The organism is Blastococcus jejuensis (assembly GCF_039534705.1).
Classification (GTDB): domain Bacteria; phylum Actinomycetota; class Actinomycetes; order Mycobacteriales; family Geodermatophilaceae; genus Blastococcus_B; species Blastococcus_B jejuensis.
Window position 1 is genome coordinate 53,839 of the sequence record NZ_BAAAVV010000016.1, and the last position, 20,198, is coordinate 74,036.

The following is a 20,198-nucleotide window of genomic DNA, read 5'->3' on the forward strand; positions in this document are numbered from 1 at the left end:
CCGGCGGGCGGCCGACCCCTCGGCTTCCACCCGACGGAAGGAGCTCAGAGCACGGTGCGGGCCGCCCACAGGTCGGGGAACACGACGCGGGCGGCGCTGCGCTCGAGCCAGGCCAGCCCGGCCGAGCCACCGGTGCCGGGCTTGGCGCCCATCGCCCGGCGGACCGCCGTGACGTGCCGCTGGCGCCAGGTCGTGAACTCCTCGGCCACGTCGGTGAGCGCCTCCCCCAGCGCGAACAGCTCGTTGCCCGGCCGCGGGTCCCGGTAGATCCCGGCCCACAGCTCCGTCACCGCCGGGTGCGCCTCGTGCGGGACCGTCCGGTCGCGCTCGAGGACCTCGGCCGGCACCGCCAGCCCGTGGCGAGCGAGGAAGGCGAGGACGTCGTCCTCCAGCGAGGGACCCTCGAGCGCCCGCTGCAGGTCGGCGTGCACCGCGGGCAGGGCCCGGTGCGGCCGCACCACGGACTCGGCCTTGAGGCCGAGCAGGAACTCCACGTGCCGGTACTCGTAGGACTGGAACCCCGACGCCTCGCCGAGCTGCTCGCGGAAGCCGTTGAACTCCGTCGGGGTCAGCCACAGCAGGGAGCCCCAGCTGGCGTTCAGCGAGCGCAGGTGGTGCACCGAGCGCCGGATCGCGGCCACCGCGCCGTCGAGGTCGTCGGCCCGCAGCCGTCGCTGCGCCAGCTCCCACTCCCGCCGCAGGAGGGTGAACCACAGCTCCATGATCTGCGTGACGACGAGGAATGACGGCTCGGCCGGGTGGTCGGTGACCGGGCGGACCAGCGCCTGGAGCTGCCGCACGCCCACGTACTGCTCGTACGGCGTCACCTCGGCGAACTCGACGATCGGCTCGGTGGGTCCGGCGTCGACCGGGGACGCGGCGGATCCGTGCATTCGTCGGGTGCTCACGCCGGTCAGCCTTCCCCGCCCGCGTGCAGACCCGGAAGGGGCTGGGGCACCTGTTCCCCCACGACGGTGACCGACACCTCGGCCCCGGTCCCCGGCACGGGCGCCGGACGGCGCAGCAGCGGGGCGCCGGCGAGCGCCAGCAGGCCGGCCAGCGCGGCGGACAGGGCTGGGACGGCGAAGGCGGTCTCGGCCCCCCAGGCGTCGACGGCGGCGCCCGACAGCGCGGAGCCGGCGGTGACGCCGAGGGTGAGGCCGGTGACCACCCAGGTGAGCGCCTCGGTCAGCGCCGAGCGCGGCACGCGCGACTCGACCAGGGACATGCCCGACACGAGCACGGGGGCGATGGCCAGCCCGGCGAGGAATCCGACGGCCACGAGGCTGACGAGCGAGTCGACGGCGAAGAGCAGCTGGGCGGCGACGGCGAAGAAGACCGCGCAGCCCAGGTATCGGGCGGCAAGGCTCCCCGGCAGGCGGACGACGCCGTAGACCAGCCCCGCGACGAGGCTGCCGGCGGCGTAGACGGCCAGGGCCACTCCCGCCATGGCGGGCGCGCCCTCCTCCTCGGCGTAGGCCACGACGACGACGTCCATGGCCCCGAACACCGCGCCGACGGCCAGGTAGGCGAGCCCGAGCAGCAGGACCGTCGCGTTGCGCAGCGCCGACCGTCGGCGGGGCCCGTCGACCTCCACCGGGTGCACCGGCGGCTCCGTCGTCCGCAGCCGGGACAGCCACATGCCGCCGGCGAAGCCGATCACCACCCCGGTGAGGAAGCCGACCGGGGGGTTGATCAAGGTCGCGAGGAACGTGACCAGCGGCGGCCCGACGACGAAGACCACCTCGTCGACGACGGACTCGAACGCGAAGGCGGTCTGCCGGCGCTCGCTGTCGAGCGCGTGCGCCCACCGGGCCCGGACCAGCGCGCCGATGTTGGGACCGCAGCCGCCGGTCAGCCCGGCGAGGACGAACCAGGCCCACGTCGGCGCACCCAGGACGACGGCGACGACGAAGGCGATCCCGAACACGAGGTAGCCGGTGAAGACCAGCGGCAGGACGACGCCCTGGCCGCGGCGGTCCATGGCCCGCGCCCACTGCGGGCTGAGCAGGGAGCCGACCAGCGCCAGCGTGCCGGCGACGGCCCCGGCGAGGCCGTAGCTGCCGGTCTCCCCGGCGACGAGCAGGACCGCGCCCAGGCCGAGGATGGGCATCGGCAGGCGGGCCAGCCAGCCGGCGAAGGAGAAGGCGCGGGCACCGGGCACCGCGGAGAAGATCTGGACGTACGGGCTGAAGACGGTGCGGGGCGACACGGTTCTCTCGCGCTTCCTGGCCACGGGCGAGTGCGGGGAAAGCCCCGCCGGACTCTCGGGTGGCAGCGACGACCGTAGCAACGGACGACGTCCTGACCATCCGCTTTTGTCGTTCGGCGCATTACATTCGGGCTGTGACCACCAACTCGCTGCCCGACCCATGGGTGCGCCCCGCTGACGGCGCCTCCCCGGGCAGCGGCGGGTTGGTCGACCGGCACGGCCGCGTCGCCACCGACCTGCGGGTGTCGCTGACCGACCGATGCAACCTGCGCTGCACGTACTGCATGCCGCCCGAGGGCCTGGACTGGCTGCCCAAGGTCGAGGTGCTGACCGACGACGAGATCGCCCGGCTGGTCCGGATCGGGGTCGAGCAGCTGGGCATCCGCGAGGTCCGGTTCACCGGCGGCGAGCCGCTGCTGCGTCCCGGGCTCGTCGGCATCGTCGCCGCCGCGACCGCGCTGCACCCCCGCCCCGAGGTCAGCCTCACCACCAACGCCATCGGCCTGGCCCGCGTGGCACCGGCGCTGGCCGAGGCCGGGCTGGACCGGATCAACTGCAGCCTCGACACCGTCGACCGCGACCGCTTCAAGCAGCTCACCCACCGCGACCGGCTCGACGACGTCCTCGCCGGCCTGGCCGCCGCCCAGCGCGCGGGCCTCACGCCGGTCAAGGTCAACGCGGTGCTCATGAAGGGGCTCAACGAGGAGGACGCGCTGCCGCTGCTCGACTTCTGCCTGGAGCACGGCTACGAGCTGCGGTTCATCGAGCAGATGCCGCTCGACGCCCACCACGCCTGGACCCGCGGCGAGATGGTCACGGCCGAGGACATCCTCGAGCGGCTGTCGGCCGCCCACACGCTCACGCCCGACAGCGAGGAGCGCGGCTCGGCTCCGGCCGAGCGCTGGCTGGTCGACGGCGGCCCGGCGACGGTGGGCGTCATCGCCTCGGTGACCCGGTCGTTCTGCGGGGCGTGCGACCGCACGCGGCTGACCGCCGACGGGCAGATCCGCAACTGCCTGTTCGCGCGCGAGGAGTCCGACCTGCGCACGGCGATGCGCGAGGGGGCCACCGACCAGGAGCTCGCCGACCGCTGGCGGATCGCCACCCTCGCGAAGCTGCCCGGGCACGGCATCAACGACCCCAGCTACCTGCAGCCCACCCGTCCGATGTCTGCCATCGGTGGCTGACCTCCGGTGAGCGTCACGGTCCGGTACTTCGCCGGTGCGCGCGCGGCGTCCGGCGTCGACACCGAGTCGCGGGCCGCCGCGTCGCTGGACGAGCTGATCAGCGACATCGTGGCCGCCCACGGGGAGCGCCTGGAGCGGGTGCTCACGGCGTGCTCGTTCCTGGTCGACGGCACGCAGACCCGCGACCGCGGGACGGCGCTGTCCCCCGGGAGCGTGGTCGACGTCCTCCCGCCCTTTGCCGGAGGCTGAGAAAGGACCCCGTCCTCCCCACCCTTCGCAAGCTCAGGGTGGGACCCGGGACGGAGCCTGAGAGAAGATCACGGTATGAGCATCTGGGAGAAGGCCAAGGCCAAGGCGGAGGAGCTGCTGGGCCGGGCCGAGCAGGTCTACGGGGAGTCCCACGGTGACGCCGCCGCGACCGTGGCCGGCGAGGCCCACATCATGGAAGCCGAGGCCGAGGAGGAAGCCCTGGAGCGCGAGGAGCGCGAGACCCGCGAGGAGCACAAGCGCGACGACGACGGCACCGCCGCCGCCCGCTGACCGCGCGACAACCGGGTTCCGGAACGGTTGAGAGACGCCATCGCGGGGAATGACGTGCGGCATGGTTCCGGCAGGAATCGTCGACGTCGCCCCGTGGCCGGACTGGTGCGCGGCCGCGGAGGGTGCGCTGCGGTTCCTCTCCGAGCACGTCGGCTGGGACCTCTGGATGGTCACCCAGGTCGTCGACGACCGGCAGGTGGTCCTGCTCGCCGAACCCGACAGCACCGTGCGGCCGGGTATGACGCTGCCGTGGGAGCGGAGCTTCTGCCGGCAGATGATCGAGGGCAACGCCCCGCGCCTGGCCACGGTGACCGCCGCCGTCCCGGCCTACGCCGCGCAGAACTCCGGCCCGCTGCGCAACGTGGCGGCCTACGTCGGCGTCCCCCTGGTCACCCGCGACCTCGAGCTGTTCGGCACGATCTGCGGCGTCGCCTACCGGGCCAAGCCGCTCAGCGTCACCCGGGAGGTGGACGTGGTCGAGGCCTGCGCGCGCATGCTCAGCACCCTGATGGCCGCCGGGATGGATCCACCGCCGCTGCCGGAGCCGCTAGGCCCGCAGATCACGGGCAGGCGACCCACTCCTCCTCGCCGTCGGTGAAGACCTGCCGCTTCCAGATCGGCAGGCGCTTCTTCACCTCGTCGACGAGGTCGGCGCAGGCCGCGAACGCCTGACCGCGGTGGGAGGCGCTGACGGCGCAGGCCAGCGCGACGTCGCCGATCGCCAGCAGCCCGATCCGGTGGGAGACGGCGACGGCGTGGACGTCGTCCCGGGCGGCGAACTCGGCCGCGATCTCGGCGATCACGTCGGCCGCCGTCGGGTGCCCGACGTACTCGAGCTCGGTCACCGATCGGCCGCCGTCGTGGTCGCGGACCACGCCGCAGAACGACACGACGGCGCCGGCGCGCTTGTCGGCGACGGCGTCCTCGTGCTCGGCCACGGACAACGGCGCGTCGACGACCTGCGCGATCAGCGGGGCAGCGGTCACGGCGCGACGGTACCCGCGTCAGGCGGGACGTCGAGGTCCGTCGGATCCGCCAGACCGGTGCAGTCGATCTCGGCGACCTCGTGCGCGGCCAGGTAACGGCGGGCGCCCTCGTCGCCGGTCGCCGTCGCGATGACGCCGTCCCAGTGCTCCCGGCCGATCAGCACCGGATGCCCGCGGACGCCGTCGTAGGTCGCCATGGCGAGGGCTCCCGGCGCCGCGTGCCCGGCGACCCGGCGCAGGGCGTCCGCGGTCATCCCCGGCATGTCGACGAGCAGGAGCAGCGCCGCGTCGATCCGCCCGGGCCAGGCCCGGAGCCCCTCCAGGCCGGTGCGCAGCGAGGAGGCCATGCCGGTCTCCCAGTCCTTGTTCGCCAGCACCGTGGCGCCGTCGAGGTCGGCCTGCCGCCAGACGTCGACGGCCTGGGCGCCGAGGACGACGAGCACGGGGTCGCACACCTCTCGCGCCGTCCGCACCGCGCGCTCCACCAGCAGGCTGCCCTCGTACTCGACGAGCGCCTTGGGCATGCCGTAGCGGCGGCCGCCCCCGGCGGCGAGGACGACGGCGGCTGTGGTGGTCACCCGCCTACCCTCTCAGCGCTCGTAGACGGCGACCTCGGAAGCCTTGACCGTGGCCCATACCTGCGCCCCGGGGGCCAGCCCGAGCTCGGCGAAGGCGGTGGCGGTGACGTCGGCGATCAGCGGCACCTCCCCGTCGAGCTCGCACCGGACCGTGGCGCCGTGCGGCGTGGCCGCCACCAGGCGGGCCGGCCACACGTTGCGCGGGCTGCCGTCGGGCCGGCTCAGGTAGAGGGCCACCGATTCCGGGCGGACGGCGGCGAACACCGGGCCGGCCGCCTCGTCGGCGACCGCCACCACCCCGCCGCCGTCGAGCCGGACGCTGCGTCCCTCGCCCGTCCCGGGGAGCAGCGCGAGCCCGACCAGCCGGGCCACGTAGTCGGTGCGCGGGTGCCGCGCGACGTCGAGCGGCGTGCCGGCCTGCACGATCCGCCCCTCCTCGACGACGACGACCCGGTCGGCCAGCGCCATCGCGTCCACCGGGTCGTGGGTGACCAGCACGGTCGAGCCGGGGAAATCGGCCAGGTGCCGGCGCAGCTCGGCCCGCACGGTCAGCCGGGTGCGGGCGTCGAGCGCCGAGAGCGGCTCGTCGAGCAGGAGGACGGCGGGGTCGACGGCGAGGGCCCGCGCCAGCGCGGCGCGCTGCGCCTGCCCGCCCGACAGCTCGGCTGGTCGTCGGCCGCCCAGCCCGGCGAGGCCGACGCGCGCCAGCCAGGCCTCCGCCGCGGCGCGGGCCGCCGCGCGCGACACGCCTCGTGTGCGCAGGCCGAACGCGACGTTGTCGGCGACCGAGAGGTGCGGGAACAGCAGCGCGTCCTGGAAGACCATGCCCACGGACCGGTCGTGCGCCGGGAGGTGCGTGCGCTCGTCGTCCCAGACGACGTCGTCGACGGCGACGCGGCCGGCATCAGGGGGCAGCAGGCCGGCAAGCACGCGCACGAGGGTGGACTTGCCGGCGCCGTTGGGGCCGAGCACCGCCAGCACCTCGCCGCCGGCCACCTCGAAGCCGGCGGAGACGGTGAGGCTGCCGCGCCGGACGGTGACCTCGGCGGTCAGGGTCACAGGGGGGCGCCCGAGCGGCCGAGCCAGCGGTCCCTGAGCAGGAGCAGCGTGGCCAGCGAGACGGCGAGCAGCACGAGCGAGAGCACGATCGCCGCCTCCGGGTCGCGCTGCAGGGCCAGGTAGACCGCGATCGGCATGGTCTGCGTCGTCCCGGGGAAGTTGCCGGCGAAGGTGATGGTGGCGCCGAACTCGCCGAGCGCCCGGGCCCAGCAGAGCACGGCTCCGGCAGCCACCCCGGGCGCGACCAGGGGCAGGGTCACGCGGCGGAAGGTCGTCCACCGCCCGGCGCCGAGGGTCGCGGCGACGTCCTCGAAACGGGCGTCGGCCGCGCGCAGCGCCCCCTCGACGCTGATCACGAGGAACGGCATGGCGACGAACGTCTCGGCGATCACGACCGCCGTCGTCGTGAACGGGATCGTGATGCCGAACGCGTCGTCCAGCCAACTGCCGACGATCCCCTGCCGGCCCAGGACCAGGAACAGGGCGACGCCGCCCACGACCGGCGGGAGCACCAGCGGCACGGTCACCAGCGCACGGAGCACCGCCCGCCCACGGATGCGCGACCGCGCCAGGACCCACGCCAGCGGGACGCCGAGCAGCAGCGAGAGCAGGGTCGCGATCGTCGCCGACACCAGGGACAGCCGCAGGGCCTGCCCGACGCCGGGCGCGGTGAGCTGCGACCCGAGCGACGACCACGGGGCCCGGACGAGCAGGCCGATCACCGGCAGCACGAGGAAGGCGACGCCGAGGGCCGCGGGCGCCAGCAGCGGGAGGGGCACCCCGCTGCCCTCGCGGACCCGGCTCACGGCGCGGCTCACGGGACGGTGAACCCGGCGTCGGCGAGCACCTGCTGCCCCTCGTCGGAGAGCACGAGATCGACGAACGCCTGCGCGGCCTCGGCGTTCGGCGCGGCCGCGAGGACGCAGATCGGGTACTCGTTGACCGCCTCCTCCGCCTCCGGGAACCCGATGTCCTCGACCGCGTCGCCTGCGCTGCGGACGTCGGAGGCGTAGACCAGGGCGGCATCGACCTCGCCCAGTTCGACCTTGGTGAGGGCGGCGCGCACGTCCTCCTCCAGCGTGTCCGGGACCGCGGTGATCCCGGCGGCCTCGAAGACCTGCTCGGCCGCCTCGCCGCACGGGACGTCGGGAGCGCAGACCGCCAGCGTCAGGTCCTCCCGGGCGAAGTCGGCCAGGCCGCTGATCCCGGCGGGGTTCCCGGCCGGGACGGCGATCTCCAGGACGTTCGCGGTGAAGACCACGGGGTCGCTGGCGGCCAGCCCGGCCTCGGTGACGACCGCCATCTGAGTGTCGTTGGCCGAGGCGAACACGTCGGCCGGGGCGCCCTGGGCGATCTGCGTGGCCAGCCCCGCGCTGCCGGCGAAGTTGAACTGCACATCGAGATCGGGGTGGTCGTCCACGAGCCGGTCGCCGAGGTCGGTGAAGGCGTCGGTGAGGGACGCGGCGGCGAAGACGGTGAGCGTGCCGCTCATCCCGTCCGACCGATCGCCGTCGCCGCCGGTGGCCTCGCCACAGCCGGCGAGCAGCAGGGCGACCACCGATCCCACCGCCCAGGCGCGCGCGCTCATCGTGTCCTCCCGCCCGCGGCGAACCGCGTCTGCGGAAGAATAGATCACGTGCTACCGAAGATGCGTAGCTGAATCGGCTGACGTGGTCCGCGTCTGCCGCTAGGGCACGTCGACGCTGACCTGGGTCGCCTTCACCGTCGCGACGGCCCGGACGCCGACGTCGAGACCCAGTTCGTCGGCAGCCTCCCGCGACATGAGGCTGACCAGGCGGAACGGGCCGGCCTGGATCTCCACCTGCGCCATGACCGTGTCGCGGAGCACCCGCGTGACGATCCCCGCCAGACGGTTGCGCGCCGACGAGGAATGCGACAGGCCGGGATCGGGGGCGTCGTGCAACTGCGCGGCGACGTGGGCGAGGTCGGCGCCGTCGATCTGGGCGGGCCCCGCGCCGTGCCGGACGGCGGACAACCGTCCGCTGTCGATCCAGCGGCGGACGGTGTCGTCGCTGACGCCGAGCAGCTGGGCCGCCTCGGAGATCCGGTAGGAGGCGGCCACGGCAAGACCCTAGCGCCGGCTGTGGACGACGCCCCGGTGTCCACAGCGCTCTCGGCCGACCGTCGGCGTCGGCGGGCACCATGCCCGGCATGGCGAACGACGCGTGGATCCACGGTCTCCTGGTCGACCGGCTGGTCGGGCCCGACGATCCGCGATTGGCGGCGACGGCCTCGGAGCTGGCCGCGCGCGACCCGTCCGTCGACAGTGGGGGAGGCGCGACCAGGGCGCTGCTGGCCGCGCTCGACGACGCGTGGGAGCGAGGCTGGCAGCCCGCGGACGTCGTGCACGCGGTGACCCGCGAGGCCTCCCAGCGGTCGGGGCCCCTCGCGGTGGCGCTGATCGCCGAGGACGCGCGGCTCCGAGAGGCGGCGTCGCGGGCGCCGGACGGGTGGGTGGAGCAGCTGCGCGAGCTCGGCGCGCTCCAGCCGGGGAGCCCGGCGGTGGTGTCCACCTGGCACCGGTCACACGGCCGGGCGCCGCTCGAGGCGTGGCGGGTGGTGCTGTCGCTGGTCACCGCGCTGCGCTCACTGGCGCGCATCGACGTCCTCATGCCCCCGCCCTCGCGCTGGGGGCCGGTCGCGCCCCGGCGTGCCGGCGAGCCCGGATCCGACGACGCCCGGGTGCTGCGCCGGATCCGCGGCCTGCTGTCCAAGGCGGAGTCCACGGAGTTCCCCGAGGAGGCGGAGGCCCTGACCGCCAAGGCGCAGGAGCTGATGACCCGGCATGCGGTCGACGCCGCGCTCCTCGACGCCGGCCCGTCGGCGCCCGGCGGTCGCGCGGTCGTCACCCGGCGGGTGCACGTCGAGGACCCGTACGTCCGCGCCAAGATGCAGCTGCTCGGCGCGGTCGCCGAGGCCAACGACGTGCGCCTGGTCTGGTACTCGACCCTCGGCATCGCCAACCTGGTCGGCGCCCCGGGCGATGTCGCCGCGGTGGAGCTGCTGTTCACCTCGCTGCTGTTGCAGGTGGCCCAGGCGCTGTCGGCCGCCGAGCGGCCGCTGGGCCGGCCATCGGGCTCCCGCACGTTCCGCCGCTCGTTCCTGCTCGGCTACGCGCACCGGATCGGCGAGCGGCTGCAGACGGCCCGGCGACGCGCCACCGAGGAGGCAGCGGCCGCGCACGGGGTCGATCTGCTCCCGGTGCTGCGCAGCCGCCAGGTAGCGGTCGAGGAGCGGATGGCCGAGCTGTTCCCGCGCGTGCGCACCACGCGCAGCCGGGCGTCGGTCGACGCGGGCGGCTGGTACGCCGGGCAGGCGGCGGCCGAGCGCGCCGACGTCGGACACCGCCGGTCGTCCCTGCACTGACCCCTCACGCGATTCCGCGGAAGCGCGGAGCCCTCGGGTCCGCCACCACCTCGGTCACGTTCGGCCACCGCTGTCCGGTGACGACTCTCGCGCTTCCGCGGAAGCTCCAGGTCTCACCGGCTTCGCGTCCGCCCCGGCCGCGCCTCATGCCTCACCCCCGCTCCTCGACCGTCCCGGTCGCGATTCCGCGGAAGCGCCAGGTCTCACCGGCTTCGCGTCCGCCCCGGCCGCGCCTCAGGTCTCACCCCTGCTCCCGACCATCCCGGTCGCGATTCCGCGGAAGCGCGGAGCCTCGGGTCCGTCACCGCCTCGGTCACTTTCGGCCACCACTGTCCGGTGTCGACTCTCGCGCTTCCGAGGAAGCGCCAGGTCTCACCGGCTTCGCGCCGCCCCGGCCGCGCCTCAGGTCTCACCCCTGCTCCGACCGTCCCGGTCGCGATTCCGCGGAAGCGCGACGCCGCGCTGACCAGCAGTTTCTGTCAGTGGCGCCCCCTATGGTCCGAACATGGGTTCGAACAATGTGATGGAGCATCCGTCCGGTTCACCGTTGCCGAAGCTGGCCCGGGCGATCACCTCGGGGGCGGTGCGGCTGGCAGCGGCGACCGCGTCGTGGTTGCGGTTGGTGGCCGAGTTCGACGAGCGCGGCGGCTGGCACGGGGTGGGCATCAACTCCTGCGGGCACTGGCTCGCCTGGCAGTGCGGCATGTCGCCGGTCACCGCCCGAGAGCACGTGCGAGTGGCGCGGGCGCTGCGAGGGCTGCCGCAGATCGAGGCGGCCTTCGCCGCCGGTCGGTTGTCGTACGCCAAGGTGCGGGCGCTGACCCGGATCGCTGCCCCCGACTGCGAGGCCGCCCTCCTTGAATTCGCCCTCTCGGCGACTGCATCGCAGACAGAGCGGTTCTGCCGGGCCTGGCGACGCGTCGACGACGAGGCGGCGAAACCCGGGCCCGAGCGGCGGCCGGAGGTCGAGCAGTCCTTCGAGCACTGGACCGACGACGAGGGGTACCTGACGTTGAAGGTGCGGATGCCCGTCGAAACCGGCGCCCCACTGCTGGTCGCGATCGACTCCCTGGCCGAGCGCGAGGCTCGCCGCGAACGCGCCCAGAACACGAAGGCCCAGGCCGCGCACGGGGCGATCCGCGCAGCCGGCGGCCAGGTGGACCGCGCCGTCGCCGAGCGCTGCGACGAGGACGCCGCCGTCGGTCTGGCCCGCGAACGCACCGCTGCCCGCCGCATCGCCGCCCTGGGCTCGCTCGCCGAGGCGCGCGTGGACATGGACCGCCGCCCCGGAGACCCGCCGCGACGCGAGGTCGTGGTGCACGTGGATGCCGACGTGCTCGCCGACGACGCGGCGGCCGGGCGCGCGCACTTCGAGGGCGGCCCGGCGATCACCGGCGCCCAGGCGCGCCGGATGCTCTGCGAGGCAACCGTCGTGGTGATGCTGGAGAAGGGCCGCGAGCCGCTGGGGGTCGGTCGCCGCAAGCGCCGTGCGACCAAGGGGCAACGGCGAGCACTGCTGCGTCGAGACGGCGGCTGCGCGCGCCCCGGCTGCCCCGAGACCCGCCTCGAGCGTCTGCATGCCCATCACATGCGTCACTGGCTCTTCGGCGGTGACACCGACCTGGCCAATCTCGTGCTTCTCTGCGACACCGACCACGGCCTCGTCCACGACCACGACCTGGTCATGAGCCGGCAGCACGGCACGTTGATCGTCACGACGCCCGAGGGCCGGCGCATCTGGGGCACCGCGGACGCCGCCTTCATCACCGGACTCGCCGGCGTCGACCAGACCACCGATCTCGTCGCGGGCACGGATCCATTCGCCGGCGTCCCTCCCGTCGACACCGCCATCGGCCGGCGCCCCGCCGCCGCGCCGCCGGTCGACACCCCCGCCGAGCTCGCACCGCCTCCCGGTCGACCGCTGCCCCGCCGGCAGCGGCGAGCGGGCGCGCGTCGCCCGGGCGAACGGAGCCGCGTCGCACCTGCCAGCCGCGGCGGTCGGGCCGGACGCCCGGCCGGCCGACCCTCGGGACGGCCCGCCGTCATCAGGGCCGCCTCCCCGAGCCGACCGTCACGGTCAGGCGGCCGCCTCAGCCGCGTCCTCTTCCCCGACGGTGAGCCGGCTCTCGCCGACACCCTCCAGGAGGGCTACGACCGCATGGATCTCCACTTCGCCATCGGGGTGCTCATGGGCAACCGAGATCTCGCCCGACGGCTCGCCGCCGAGGCAGGAGTGCACGTGACCGACTGACCGGCGCTTCCGCGGAATCGTCCGGGTGGCAGAACCGCCTGGCTGGCGGCATCGCCCGGGTGGCGAGGCGCACCGTTTGCCGCGCGAAGGAGTCGGGCAGGCTGCCCCGGTGCCGCCACGCCGCCAGCAGTCCGACGACGCGCCCATCGACACGCCCACCCAGAGCCCCGCCGGCGGCTCCGCGTCGGTCCGCACCCGGCGCATCCGCGAGTTCGCCCGGGAGGTACTCGGCTTCGCCGAGTTCCGCCCGGGTCAGGAGGCGGCGATGCAGTCGGTCGTGTCCGGCCGCGACACACTGGCGGTCCTGCCGTCCGGGGCCGGGAAGACCGCCATCTACCAGGTCGCCGGCCAACTCCTCGACGGCCCGGTCGTCGTCGTCTCCCCGCTCATCGCGCTCCAGCGCGACCAGGTCGGGCGGCTCACCGAGATCGAGGACCGGGCCGGGCGGGCAGCGCAGCTGAACTCGACCATGTCGGCCGGCGAGCAGCGGGAGGTCCTGGAGTCCCTCGCACACGGCAGCCTCCGCTTCGTGTTCCTCGCTCCCGAGCAGCTCAGCAAGCCCGAGGTCGTGGACGCCCTGCAGGAAGCCCACCCGGCCCTCTTCGTCGTGGACGAAGCGCACTGCGTCTCCGCCTGGGGGCACGACTTCCGCCCTGACTACCTGCGCCTGGGCGGGGTGATCGAGCAGCTGGGGCACCCGACCGTGCTCGCCCTGACCGCCACCGCCGCACCCCCGGTGCGCGCCGAGATCGTGGAACGGCTGGAGATGGTCGCCCCGGAGATCGTCGTCGCCGGCTTCGACCGCCCCGAGATCCGGCTCGAGGTCGACCACTACGCCGATGCGCACGCCAAGCACGAGGGCGTCCTCGACCGAGTCCTCGCCGAGCTCGGCGACGGCCGCGGCCCCGGCATCGTCTACAGCGCCACCCGGAAGGGCACCGAGGTCCTGGCCGAGGAGCTGGTCGACCGCGGGCTGCGCGCCCGCCCGTACCACGCAGGCCTGAGCACGGCGGAGCGTGAGGACACCCAGCACGCCTGGATGGCCGACGACCTGGACGTCGTCGTCGCGACGACGGCCTTCGGCATGGGCATCGACAAGCCCGGCACCCGCTTCGTGATCCACGCCGAGCCCGCCGACTCCCTCGACAGCTACTACCAGGAGATCGGCCGGGCCGGTCGGGACGGGGAGCCCGCGCTGGCCGTCCTGGTCTACCGGCAGGAGGACCTCGGCCTGCGCCGGTTCTTCGCCGCGGGCACGCCGGCCGAGGAGGAGCTGCAGCAGGTCGCCGGCCTGGTCGCGGCCGCGTCGGCGGCCGGCATCGAGGAGGGCGTCGACGTCAAGGACCTGCGGGAGGAGACCGGCCGCGCCGCCACCCCGCTGGCCCGCGATCTCAACCTGCTCGAGCAGGTCGCGGCGGTGGTCCTCGACGAGGACGGCGCCGCCCACCCCGCCGACAACGCCCCTCCGCCCGGCGAGGCCGCGGCCGCGGCGCGCGAGCTCGCCGAGCACCACGAGCGGGTCGACCAGAGCCGCGTCGAGATGATGCGCGGCTACGCCGAGACCTCCGGCTGCCGGCGGCAGTTCCTGCTCGGCTACTTCGGGGAGCAGCTCGAGGGGCCGTGCGGCAACTGCGACAACTGCTCGTCCGGGCTCGCCCAGGAACAGCACGCCGTCGACCAGGCATCGCCGTTCGCCGTCGAGACGCCGGTCGAGCACAGCGAGTGGGGCCCGGGGGTGGTCATGCGCGTGGAGGACGACCGCATCGTCGTGCTGTTCGACGAGGTCGGCTACAAGACCCTCGGACTGGCGGCCGTGACGGCGAACGACCTCCTCCGCGCCCGCGTGTGACCCACCGCCGCTCGTCCCGAACCACGCGAGCCGGCGACGACGAATGCCGTACGTGGGGCGGGCCACCGCCCCATCGAGGGGCTCCCACGAGATTGGTTGTGCGCCACCCGGAAGGGTGACACAAGTTCGCGCCCCTCGCGTCCGGGTAATCGATCCGCCGGACCGCCGGGGCCTCTCGGCGGACGAACGTCATCAGGAGGACCACATGTCCGCTGCTTCCACTCACTCGGGAAGCCGCACCCTTCCGGAGATCCTGGGCCTCGCCTTCGGCGCGGTCTACCTGCTGGTCGGGATCGTCGGCTTCTTCATCACCGGCTTCGACGACTTCGCCGGGCACGGCGACCACACGCTGCTGATCTTCGACATCAACCCGCTGCACAACGTGGTGCACATCGTGATCGGCATCGCCGGCCTCCTCCTGTCGCGCACGCTCGCCGGGGCGCGCACCTACGGCTGGCTGCTCGCGGTCGGGTACGGCGCGGCGTTCGTCTACGGCCTGGTCGCGGTCGGCGAGGACTGGGACATCCTCAACATCAACGCCGCGGACAACGTCCTGCACATCGCGACGGCGCTGGTCGGCCTGGTCATCGCCCTGCTGCCGGTGCGCACCGCCGTCACCGACACCACGCGCGTCTGACCGCTCCACCACCGCAGAAGGAGGCCGGGTCCCGGACGGGGCCCGGCCTCCGCCGCGTTCCGACACCTTTCCGGGATGAGGTCGCGGGGGCACACTGGGCCACGGCGAGGTGCCCTCCGGAGGCACACCCCGTTCGGACCCCGAGGGGGGTCGCGATGGACGAGTTCACCGGCGAGGACCCGGTCCTGCGCGCACTGGGCGACGACCTGGAGCGGGAGGACCCGGAGCTGGCCGCACTCCTCAGCGGTCGGGTGCCGCCCCGCCGCCACCACTCGATCGGCTGGGCGCTGCTCGCCGTCACGGCCGTCGCAGTCGCGCTGGTCGCCGCCCCCGCGGTGACGCTGGGGGTGCTGGCGATGCTGCTCGTGCTCGCCTCGCCGCTGGTGGCCTGCTGGTGGTGCACCTTCCCGACCGACGGCCCCGCCCCCCGGCACCCCTGACGGTCCGGCGTCCCTGACGGTCCCGACCGCCCCCGACGAGACGCCGGTCACGCCCGCGGCTACGTTGCGAGGATGGACTTCGCCCTCTCCGCCCGAGCCGAGGACGTCTGCGGTCGGATGTGGGACTTCATGCGCGAGCATGTGTTCCCCGCCGAGCCGGTGTACGAGGAGTGGCGGGCCGCTCGCGGCCACGACGACCACGGACACCCCCCGGTCCTGGAGGAGCTCAAGGCCGAGGCCCGCAAGCGCGACCTGTGGAACCTCTTCCACCACGAACTCGCCGGCCTGAGCAACCTCGACTACGCCTCGGTCGCCGAGATCACCGGCTGGTCGCCGGTCATCGCACCGGAAGCCATCAACTGCGGGGCGCCGGACACCGGCAACATGGAGACCCTGATGCTGTTCGGCACGCCCGAGCAGAAGGAGCGGTGGCTGCAGCCGCTGCTCGAGGGCGAGATCCGCTCCGGTTTCGCGATGACCGAGCCCGATGTCGCGTCCTCGGACGCCCGCAACATCCAGACCTCCATCGTCCGCGACGGCGACGAGTACGTGATCAACGGCCGCAAGTGGTGGACCAGCGGGGCCGCCGACGAGCGGTGCCAGATCTTCATCGTGATGGGGAAGACCGATCCGGACGGCGCCCCGCACCGGCAGCAGTCGATGGTCCTCGTGCCGCGCGACACCCCGGGGCTGGAGATCATCCGGCACCTGCCCGTGTTCGGGTACCAGGACCAGCACGGCCACTCCGAGCTGCGGTTCACCGACGTCCGGGTTCCGGCGAGCAACATCCTGGCCGGCGAGGGCGACGGCTTCATGATCGCGCAGGCGCGGCTCGGCCCGGGCCGGATCCACCACTGCATGCGCGCCATCGGCATGGCCGAGCGGGCGCTGGCGCTGATGGTGGAGCGCTCCCAGGCCCGCGTCGCGTTCGGCCGGCCGCTGGCCGAGCAGGGCACCGTCCGGGAGAGCATCGCCCTCTCGCGGATCGAGATCGACCAGGCCCGCCTCTACGTCCTGAAGACGGCGGACCTCATCGACAAGTTCGGCGCGAAGGGCGCCCGCACCGAGATCTCGGCGATCAAGGTGGCCGCGCCCCGCGTGGCCCTCGACGTCATCGACCGGGCGATCCAGCTGCACGGCGGCGCGGGCGTCAGCGGCGACACCCCGCTGGCCCGGTTCTACGCCCACGCCCGCACGCTGCGCATCGTCGACGGTCCCGACGCCGTGCACCTGCGCGGCATCGCCAAGGAGGAGCTCGCCCGGGAGCGGCCCTACCGCGGCTGAGCCGAACTGTCGGCGCCCTGTGCCAGGGTGCGTCCGTGCCCGGTGAACCCGTCGTCGGCGGCTCCGAGGTCAGCACCTCGGCCGTCGCCGAGCTGCTGGCCGACCACCCCGACGGGGTGGCCGCCACCGCGCAGCTCGTGCGGGCGGCCGTGCTGCGCGCGCACCCGCAGCTGACCGAGCGCGTCCGGCACGGCTGGCACTCGATCAACTACCGGGATCCGGTGGCCGGTTTCGTCTGCGCCATCTTCCCGACGGCCGATCGCGTCCAGCTCGTGTTCGAGCGCGGCGCCGAGCTGCCAGACGTGGACGGCCTGCTCACCGGGACGGGCAAGCAGGTCCGGATGCTGGTGTTCGAGCCCGGATGCCCTGTGGACGACGACGTCGTCGGCCGGTACCTCGACCTGGCCGTCGACATCGGGGCCGCGCGCCGGGCCCGCTGACGGTCAGGGCGCGATCGAGCCCCCGAAGCCACCCGCGGCGAGCTTGTTCATGAGCTCCGTGCGCTCCAGACCCACCGCGTCGAGCGCGTCGCCGTGCTCGTCGGTGTCGATCTCGTCAGGCAACTGGCTCTCCACCTTGTCCGCGGTCTCGTTGTCGCCCCCGGTGCGCAGCACCCTGACCAGCTCCTGCTTGTCGAGCTTCACCCGTTCCTCCGTCCGCCGGTCGGCTCGTGAGGAGTGTGCGACCGCCTCCCGGGGCCCGCAACGCCGCCGACCTCCCCCCACTGCGGAACGGCGTGGATCACGATCTGGTCACGGAGGCGTACTCACCCGCCCCTCTGGGGCGTCATAGGGGGTGACGAGGGGAGCACGGGTGGGCACACGGGACGAGGCGGGCTTCGAGGAGTTCGTCGCGGCGCGGTCGGACGACCTGCTGCGCACCGCCGTGCTGCTCACCCGCGACCGCGGCCACGCCGAGGACCTGCTGCAGACGGCGCTGGTCAAGGCCTACCGCCGATGGAACAAGATCAGCTCGGCGGACCCCTATCCCTACGTGCGCCGGATCCTGGTCACCAGCGCCGCGAGCTGGCGCCGGCTCCGGACGACGCAGGAGATCGTGTCGCTGCCCGCGCACGACGTCCCCGGCCCCGACGCGAACGACGGGTTCGCCGACCGGGAGCAGATGGCCGACGCGCTGGCCACCCTGCCGCCCCGCATGCGCGCCGTCCTGGTCCTCCGCTACGCCGAGGACCTCAGCGAGGCCGACACCGCCGACCTGCTCGGGTGCTCGGTCTCCACCGTCAAGAGCCAGACCCAGCGCGGGCTGGCCCGGCTGCGCGAGCACCTGGGCACGCCTCGCCTCACCGCGGGGACCGCCGCCGTCCTGGAGGAGTGCTGACATGACGCTGTCCGACACCGACCTCGAGGCCCGGCTCCGGCGCGACCTGCGCGCCCGTGCCGACGACGTCCCCCCGGCCCCCCGCGACCTCGCCGAGCTCACCCGGCAGCGGCACCGCAGCCTGCGGCGCCGCGAGTCCGGCCTGGTGGCCGCCGCGGTCGCCGCCGTCCTCGTGTTCGTGGGGGTCCCCGTCGTGGCCTCGACGCTCGCCGCCGACGACGACCGTGGGCAGACCGCCCGCCCCACCGCGCCCGGCGACCCCGCGTCGCCCGACGAGGGCATCTACGCGACCCCGACCCGCGGAGGTCTCGCCGACGAGGACGCCTGGCTCGCCGGCGTCGCCAGGCTGCCGTGGCGGGACGAGGACGGCACCTCGCCCCGCGACCCGGGCATGGAGATGCCGGAGCCGCCGCGTGACACCCGGCGGGTCGCCTACGCCGACGACGTCCCCAGCGGCCGGGTCGCCCTGGTCGTGGGGCGCAGCGGCGGGGAGGTCGTGCACGCCTGGTTCGTCGGCCCGCGCGGTGCCGACGCCCACGAGATGTCCGTGGCCAACTACCCCGGCATGTTCGGCACCGACGTCGTGGGTCTCGTGGACGGCGATCCGGACGCCGAGACGCTCACCCTGATCGTGGTCGCCAACCCCGGGGACGTCGTCCACCGGCCCCTGATCCCCGAGGTGGACGCCGAGGGGACCATCGTGACGCCGGAGGCCGAGCCCCTGGACCTCGTCGACGGGATCGCGGTCCTGGCCGTCGAGCGCCGCTGGGCGCAGTCGGGCGCCACGCTCCTCGTCCAGCGATCCCGGGACACGTCCTACGGGGTCGCCATGTCCGACAGCCGGCGGGTGGGCCTCGACCGACCCGACATCGTGCCGGCCGACCCGCGCGGCCAGGCCGCGCAGGGCGCCCCCAGCGCCTGGCAGGTCTCGAGCGTCGGTTACCTCGTCGCGCAGTACGGCCTCACCGCCGACGAGGCCGGTCCCACGCTCCTGGCGGCCGGGCCGATCGGCTCGGGCCGCAATGCTCAGCTCTTCGGGATCACCTTCCCCTCGGGCGCCACGGGCATGTGGTTGGAGACCTTCGTGCCGACCAACCCGGACACCGGCGTGATGGGCGTCGATCTGCCGTTCGCCCCGGCCGGTACCGCGCTGCTCGACCGCGTCTTCGCAGCCCAGACGCTCGGCGGGCTCGTGGTGACGGCGCCGTCGGGCGTGCGGGCCGACGTCCTGGACGCGTCCGGCGCGGTGCTCGAGAGCCTCCCGCTCACCAACGGCGCCGGCACGGGGGACCTCGCGGACCCGCAGTCGGCCGCGAGCGTCCGGATCCTCGACGACACGGGCGCGGTCGTCGCGTCGACCGACATCTTCCGGGTCGACTGATGACCGAGCCGGCGTCGGTGACGGCGATGCGCCAGCTGGTCGCCGAGGCGCGGCTGCGCCATCCGAGCGGACGACGGTCAGGCGCGCGTCGCGCGGCGGTACAGCAGCGCGCCGACCACCGCGAGCCCGGCACCCAGGACGAGCTGCCCGATGCCGACGAGCTGCTGACCCGTACCGAACCAGGTCACGGACGAGACGAGCAGGACGACGGCCACCCCGAGCAGCAGCAGCGCGATCAACCGCTCCCGACGGGGGTCGCGGGTGGTGCCGGGCTCCGGTGACGTCATGCCGGCCAGCCTGCCAGCCGGTCAGAGCCGGTAGGTCAGCAGGATCTCGTCGCGGTCGTCACCGGGAGCCACCCGGACGGCGCCGGGCAGCCGGCCGAACTCGGCGTACCCGAGGCCGCGGTAGAACCGGTCCACGCCGGTGCCGCCGCGGGCGGACAGCGACAGGAACTCCCAGCCGCGCTCCCGCGCGATGTCGTGGACCCCGGTCATGAGCACCCGGCCGAGCCCGGCCCCCTGGCGGGAGGGGTGCACCTGCACGCGCAGGACCATCGCCCAGTGCCGGCGCAGCGGGCTCGACGAGCCGACGAGCGCGGCGAAGCCGGCGGTCGCGCCGTCGACGGTGAGGACGCAGAGCACGTCCCGGCCCGAGTGCACGCCCTCGACCAGCTTGCCGAGGACCGGCGCGACGTCGTCCTCGGTGATCGGGGGCACGAAACCGACCGCACCGCCGGCATTCGAGACGTCGGTCCAGCAGGCGAGCAGCTCGCGGCGGAGGCGGTCGTCGACGGCCGTGACGGCGGTGACTGCGACGGCGGCGTCGGGCTGGGCGTCGGCGGTGGACACGCACCCATCCTCCCGTGCCGCCGCGACGCGCCGACGGGGGTCCCCGGCGCGCACGATCGCCTTCCCGAGCGGAGCGACCGGTCCTAGCGTTCCGTCAGTGTCAGGGTGCTGGCGCCGCGATCCGTTGCGGTGGTTGGGATCCTGGCCAGTGGTGATCTGGCTCGTAGCGTTCCTGCCGCTCTGTGAAGGGCTGGCATGCATGGGTTGTGCCGATCACT

24 protein-coding genes are annotated in these 20,198 nt (G+C 74.2%); 13 read left to right on the top strand and 11 right to left on the bottom strand.

Annotated features, from left to right (window positions below):
- Positions 1-44: 44 nt before the first annotated feature.
- Positions 45-908 (bottom strand): tryptophan 2,3-dioxygenase, encoded by an 864-nt coding sequence (locus ABD644_RS20835; protein WP_344690980.1) that lies wholly within the window; start codon positions 906-908, stop codon positions 45-47.
- A gap of 5 nt (positions 909-913) precedes the next feature.
- A complete protein-coding gene (locus tag ABD644_RS20840; protein WP_344690981.1) occupies positions 914-2,212 on the bottom strand; it encodes an MFS transporter in 1,299 nt (432 codons plus the stop codon).
- 134 nt (positions 2,213-2,346) lie between these two features.
- On the opposite strand from ABD644_RS20840, the gene moaA reads away from it, so the two are divergent.
- The 4 genes from moaA to ABD644_RS20860 all read left to right on the top strand — a co-directional run bounded on the left by moaA (position 2,347) and on the right by ABD644_RS20860 (position 4,537).
- Entirely contained in the window at positions 2,347-3,399 is a 1,053-nt protein-coding gene (gene moaA / locus ABD644_RS20845; protein ID WP_344690982.1) for a GTP 3',8-cyclase MoaA, read from the top strand.
- Positions 3,400-3,405: 6 nt separating this feature from the next.
- Positions 3,406-3,648: a MoaD/ThiS family protein gene (locus ABD644_RS20850; protein ID WP_344690983.1), complete on the top strand. Its 243-nt coding sequence runs from the start codon at positions 3,406-3,408 to the stop codon at positions 3,646-3,648.
- A 75-nt stretch (positions 3,649-3,723) separates the two neighbouring features.
- A complete protein-coding gene (locus ABD644_RS20855; RefSeq protein ID WP_344690984.1) occupies positions 3,724-3,939 on the top strand; it encodes a hypothetical protein in 216 nt (71 codons plus the stop codon).
- Between the two features lie 61 nt (positions 3,940-4,000).
- Complete coding sequence (locus ABD644_RS20860; protein ID WP_344690985.1) at positions 4,001-4,537, top strand: histidine kinase; 537 nt, start codon at positions 4,001-4,003, stop codon at positions 4,535-4,537.
- On the opposite strand, the gene ABD644_RS20865 is transcribed toward ABD644_RS20860, so the two are convergent.
- The 6 genes from ABD644_RS20865 to ABD644_RS20890 form a co-directional block, all read right to left on the bottom strand.
- On the bottom strand, positions 4,500-4,925 hold the full coding sequence (locus ABD644_RS20865) for a molybdenum cofactor biosynthesis protein MoaE (RefSeq protein ID WP_344690986.1): 426 nt from the start codon (positions 4,923-4,925) through the stop codon (positions 4,500-4,502). The two genes, ABD644_RS20860 and ABD644_RS20865, sit on opposite strands and share 38 nt — an antisense overlap.
- The gene (locus ABD644_RS20870) at positions 4,922-5,503 is read right to left on the bottom strand and encodes a nucleotidyltransferase family protein (RefSeq protein ID WP_344690987.1); all 582 of its coding nucleotides are present in this window, start codon (positions 5,501-5,503) and stop codon (positions 4,922-4,924) included. Before ABD644_RS20870 ends, ABD644_RS20865 begins: the two co-directional genes overlap by 4 nt.
- 12 nt (positions 5,504-5,515) lie before the next feature.
- The gene (locus ABD644_RS20875) at positions 5,516-6,562 is read right to left on the bottom strand and encodes an ABC transporter ATP-binding protein (protein ID WP_344690988.1); all 1,047 of its coding nucleotides are present in this window, start codon (positions 6,560-6,562) and stop codon (positions 5,516-5,518) included.
- Positions 6,559-7,380 (bottom strand): ABC transporter permease, encoded by an 822-nt coding sequence (locus tag ABD644_RS20880; protein ID WP_344690989.1) that lies wholly within the window; start codon positions 7,378-7,380, stop codon positions 6,559-6,561. Before ABD644_RS20880 ends, ABD644_RS20875 begins: the two co-directional genes overlap by 4 nt.
- Complete coding sequence (gene modA, locus ABD644_RS20885; protein WP_344690990.1) at positions 7,377-8,150, bottom strand: molybdate ABC transporter substrate-binding protein; 774 nt, start codon at positions 8,148-8,150, stop codon at positions 7,377-7,379. The genes ABD644_RS20880 and modA overlap by 4 nt, the downstream gene beginning before the upstream one ends.
- Before the next feature lie 99 nt (positions 8,151-8,249).
- Complete coding sequence (locus ABD644_RS20890) at positions 8,250-8,645, bottom strand: TOBE domain-containing protein (RefSeq protein WP_344690991.1); 396 nt, start codon at positions 8,643-8,645, stop codon at positions 8,250-8,252.
- Positions 8,646-8,734: 89 nt separating this feature from the next.
- Here ABD644_RS20890 and ABD644_RS20895 point away from each other — a divergent pair, with 89 nt between their 5' ends.
- From ABD644_RS20895 to ABD644_RS20925, 7 genes are all read left to right on the top strand, one after another.
- Positions 8,735-9,949 carry a DUF2786 domain-containing protein gene (locus tag ABD644_RS20895; protein ID WP_344690992.1) on the top strand — a complete coding sequence of 405 codons (1,215 nt, stop codon included), beginning with the start codon at positions 8,735-8,737 and terminating at the stop codon, positions 9,947-9,949.
- A gap of 505 nt (positions 9,950-10,454) precedes the next feature.
- Entirely contained in the window at positions 10,455-12,200 is a 1,746-nt protein-coding gene (locus ABD644_RS20900) for an HNH endonuclease signature motif containing protein (protein WP_344690993.1), read from the top strand.
- Positions 12,201-12,309: 109 nt separating this feature from the next.
- Positions 12,310-14,049 (top strand): RecQ family ATP-dependent DNA helicase, encoded by a 1,740-nt coding sequence (locus ABD644_RS20905; protein ID WP_344690994.1) that lies wholly within the window; start codon positions 12,310-12,312, stop codon positions 14,047-14,049.
- A gap of 205 nt (positions 14,050-14,254) precedes the next feature.
- Positions 14,255-14,686: a DUF4383 domain-containing protein gene (locus ABD644_RS20910; RefSeq protein ID WP_344690995.1), complete on the top strand. Its 432-nt coding sequence runs from the start codon at positions 14,255-14,257 to the stop codon at positions 14,684-14,686.
- Positions 14,687-14,841: 155 nt separating this feature from the next.
- Positions 14,842-15,126, top strand: coding sequence for a DUF3040 domain-containing protein (locus ABD644_RS20915; protein WP_344690996.1), 285 nt, complete (start codon positions 14,842-14,844; stop codon positions 15,124-15,126).
- Between the two features lie 72 nt (positions 15,127-15,198).
- Positions 15,199-16,410 (top strand): acyl-CoA dehydrogenase family protein, encoded by a 1,212-nt coding sequence (locus ABD644_RS20920; RefSeq protein WP_344690997.1) that lies wholly within the window; start codon positions 15,199-15,201, stop codon positions 16,408-16,410.
- 35 nt (positions 16,411-16,445) lie between these two features.
- Positions 16,446-16,850, top strand: a complete 405-nt coding sequence (locus tag ABD644_RS20925; protein ID WP_344690998.1) for a DUF1801 domain-containing protein — start codon at positions 16,446-16,448, stop codon at positions 16,848-16,850.
- Positions 16,851-16,853: 3 nt separating this feature from the next.
- On the opposite strand, the gene ABD644_RS20930 is transcribed toward ABD644_RS20925, so the two are convergent.
- Positions 16,854-17,054 (bottom strand): hypothetical protein, encoded by a 201-nt coding sequence (locus tag ABD644_RS20930; protein ID WP_344690999.1) that lies wholly within the window; start codon positions 17,052-17,054, stop codon positions 16,854-16,856.
- Between the two features lie 169 nt (positions 17,055-17,223).
- Between ABD644_RS20930 and ABD644_RS20935 the strand changes: the two genes are divergently transcribed.
- Together ABD644_RS20935 and ABD644_RS20940 are read left to right on the top strand one after the other, a co-directional pair.
- Positions 17,224-17,748: a SigE family RNA polymerase sigma factor gene (locus tag ABD644_RS20935; protein WP_344691000.1), complete on the top strand. Its 525-nt coding sequence runs from the start codon at positions 17,224-17,226 to the stop codon at positions 17,746-17,748.
- Between the two features lies 1 nt (position 17,749).
- Positions 17,750-19,129 carry a hypothetical protein gene (locus tag ABD644_RS20940; RefSeq protein WP_344691001.1) on the top strand — a complete coding sequence of 460 codons (1,380 nt, stop codon included), beginning with the start codon at positions 17,750-17,752 and terminating at the stop codon, positions 19,127-19,129.
- Between the two features lie 77 nt (positions 19,130-19,206).
- Here ABD644_RS20940 and ABD644_RS20945 read toward each other — a convergent pair whose 3' ends face one another.
- Positions 19,207-19,416, bottom strand: coding sequence for a hypothetical protein (locus tag ABD644_RS20945; protein ID WP_344691002.1), 210 nt, complete (start codon positions 19,414-19,416; stop codon positions 19,207-19,209).
- A gap of 21 nt (positions 19,417-19,437) precedes the next feature.
- Complete coding sequence (locus ABD644_RS20950) at positions 19,438-19,980, bottom strand: GNAT family N-acetyltransferase (protein ID WP_344691003.1); 543 nt, start codon at positions 19,978-19,980, stop codon at positions 19,438-19,440.
- Positions 19,981-20,198: the final 218 nt, after the last annotated feature.

Coding starts and splice junctions, on each gene's coding strand:
- ABD644_RS20855 (WP_344690984.1), top strand. CDS start 3,724: ATGAGCATCTGGGAGAAGGCCAAGGCCAAGGCGGAGGAGCTGCTGGGC.
- ABD644_RS20860 (WP_344690985.1), top strand. CDS start 4,001: ATGGTTCCGGCAGGAATCGTCGACGTCGCCCCGTGGCCGGACTGGTGC.
- modA (WP_344690990.1), bottom strand. CDS start 8,150: ATGAGCGCGCGCGCCTGGGCGGTGGGATCGGTGGTCGCCCTGCTGCTC.
- ABD644_RS20895 (WP_344690992.1), top strand. CDS start 8,735: ATGGCGAACGACGCGTGGATCCACGGTCTCCTGGTCGACCGGCTGGTC.
- ABD644_RS20900 (WP_344690993.1), top strand. CDS start 10,455: ATGGGTTCGAACAATGTGATGGAGCATCCGTCCGGTTCACCGTTGCCG.
- ABD644_RS20910 (WP_344690995.1), top strand. CDS start 14,255: ATGTCCGCTGCTTCCACTCACTCGGGAAGCCGCACCCTTCCGGAGATC.
- ABD644_RS20915 (WP_344690996.1), top strand. CDS start 14,842: ATGGACGAGTTCACCGGCGAGGACCCGGTCCTGCGCGCACTGGGCGAC.
- ABD644_RS20920 (WP_344690997.1), top strand. CDS start 15,199: ATGGACTTCGCCCTCTCCGCCCGAGCCGAGGACGTCTGCGGTCGGATG.
- ABD644_RS20940 (WP_344691001.1), top strand. CDS start 17,750: ATGACGCTGTCCGACACCGACCTCGAGGCCCGGCTCCGGCGCGACCTG.
- ABD644_RS20945 (WP_344691002.1), bottom strand. CDS start 19,416: ATGACGTCACCGGAGCCCGGCACCACCCGCGACCCCCGTCGGGAGCGG.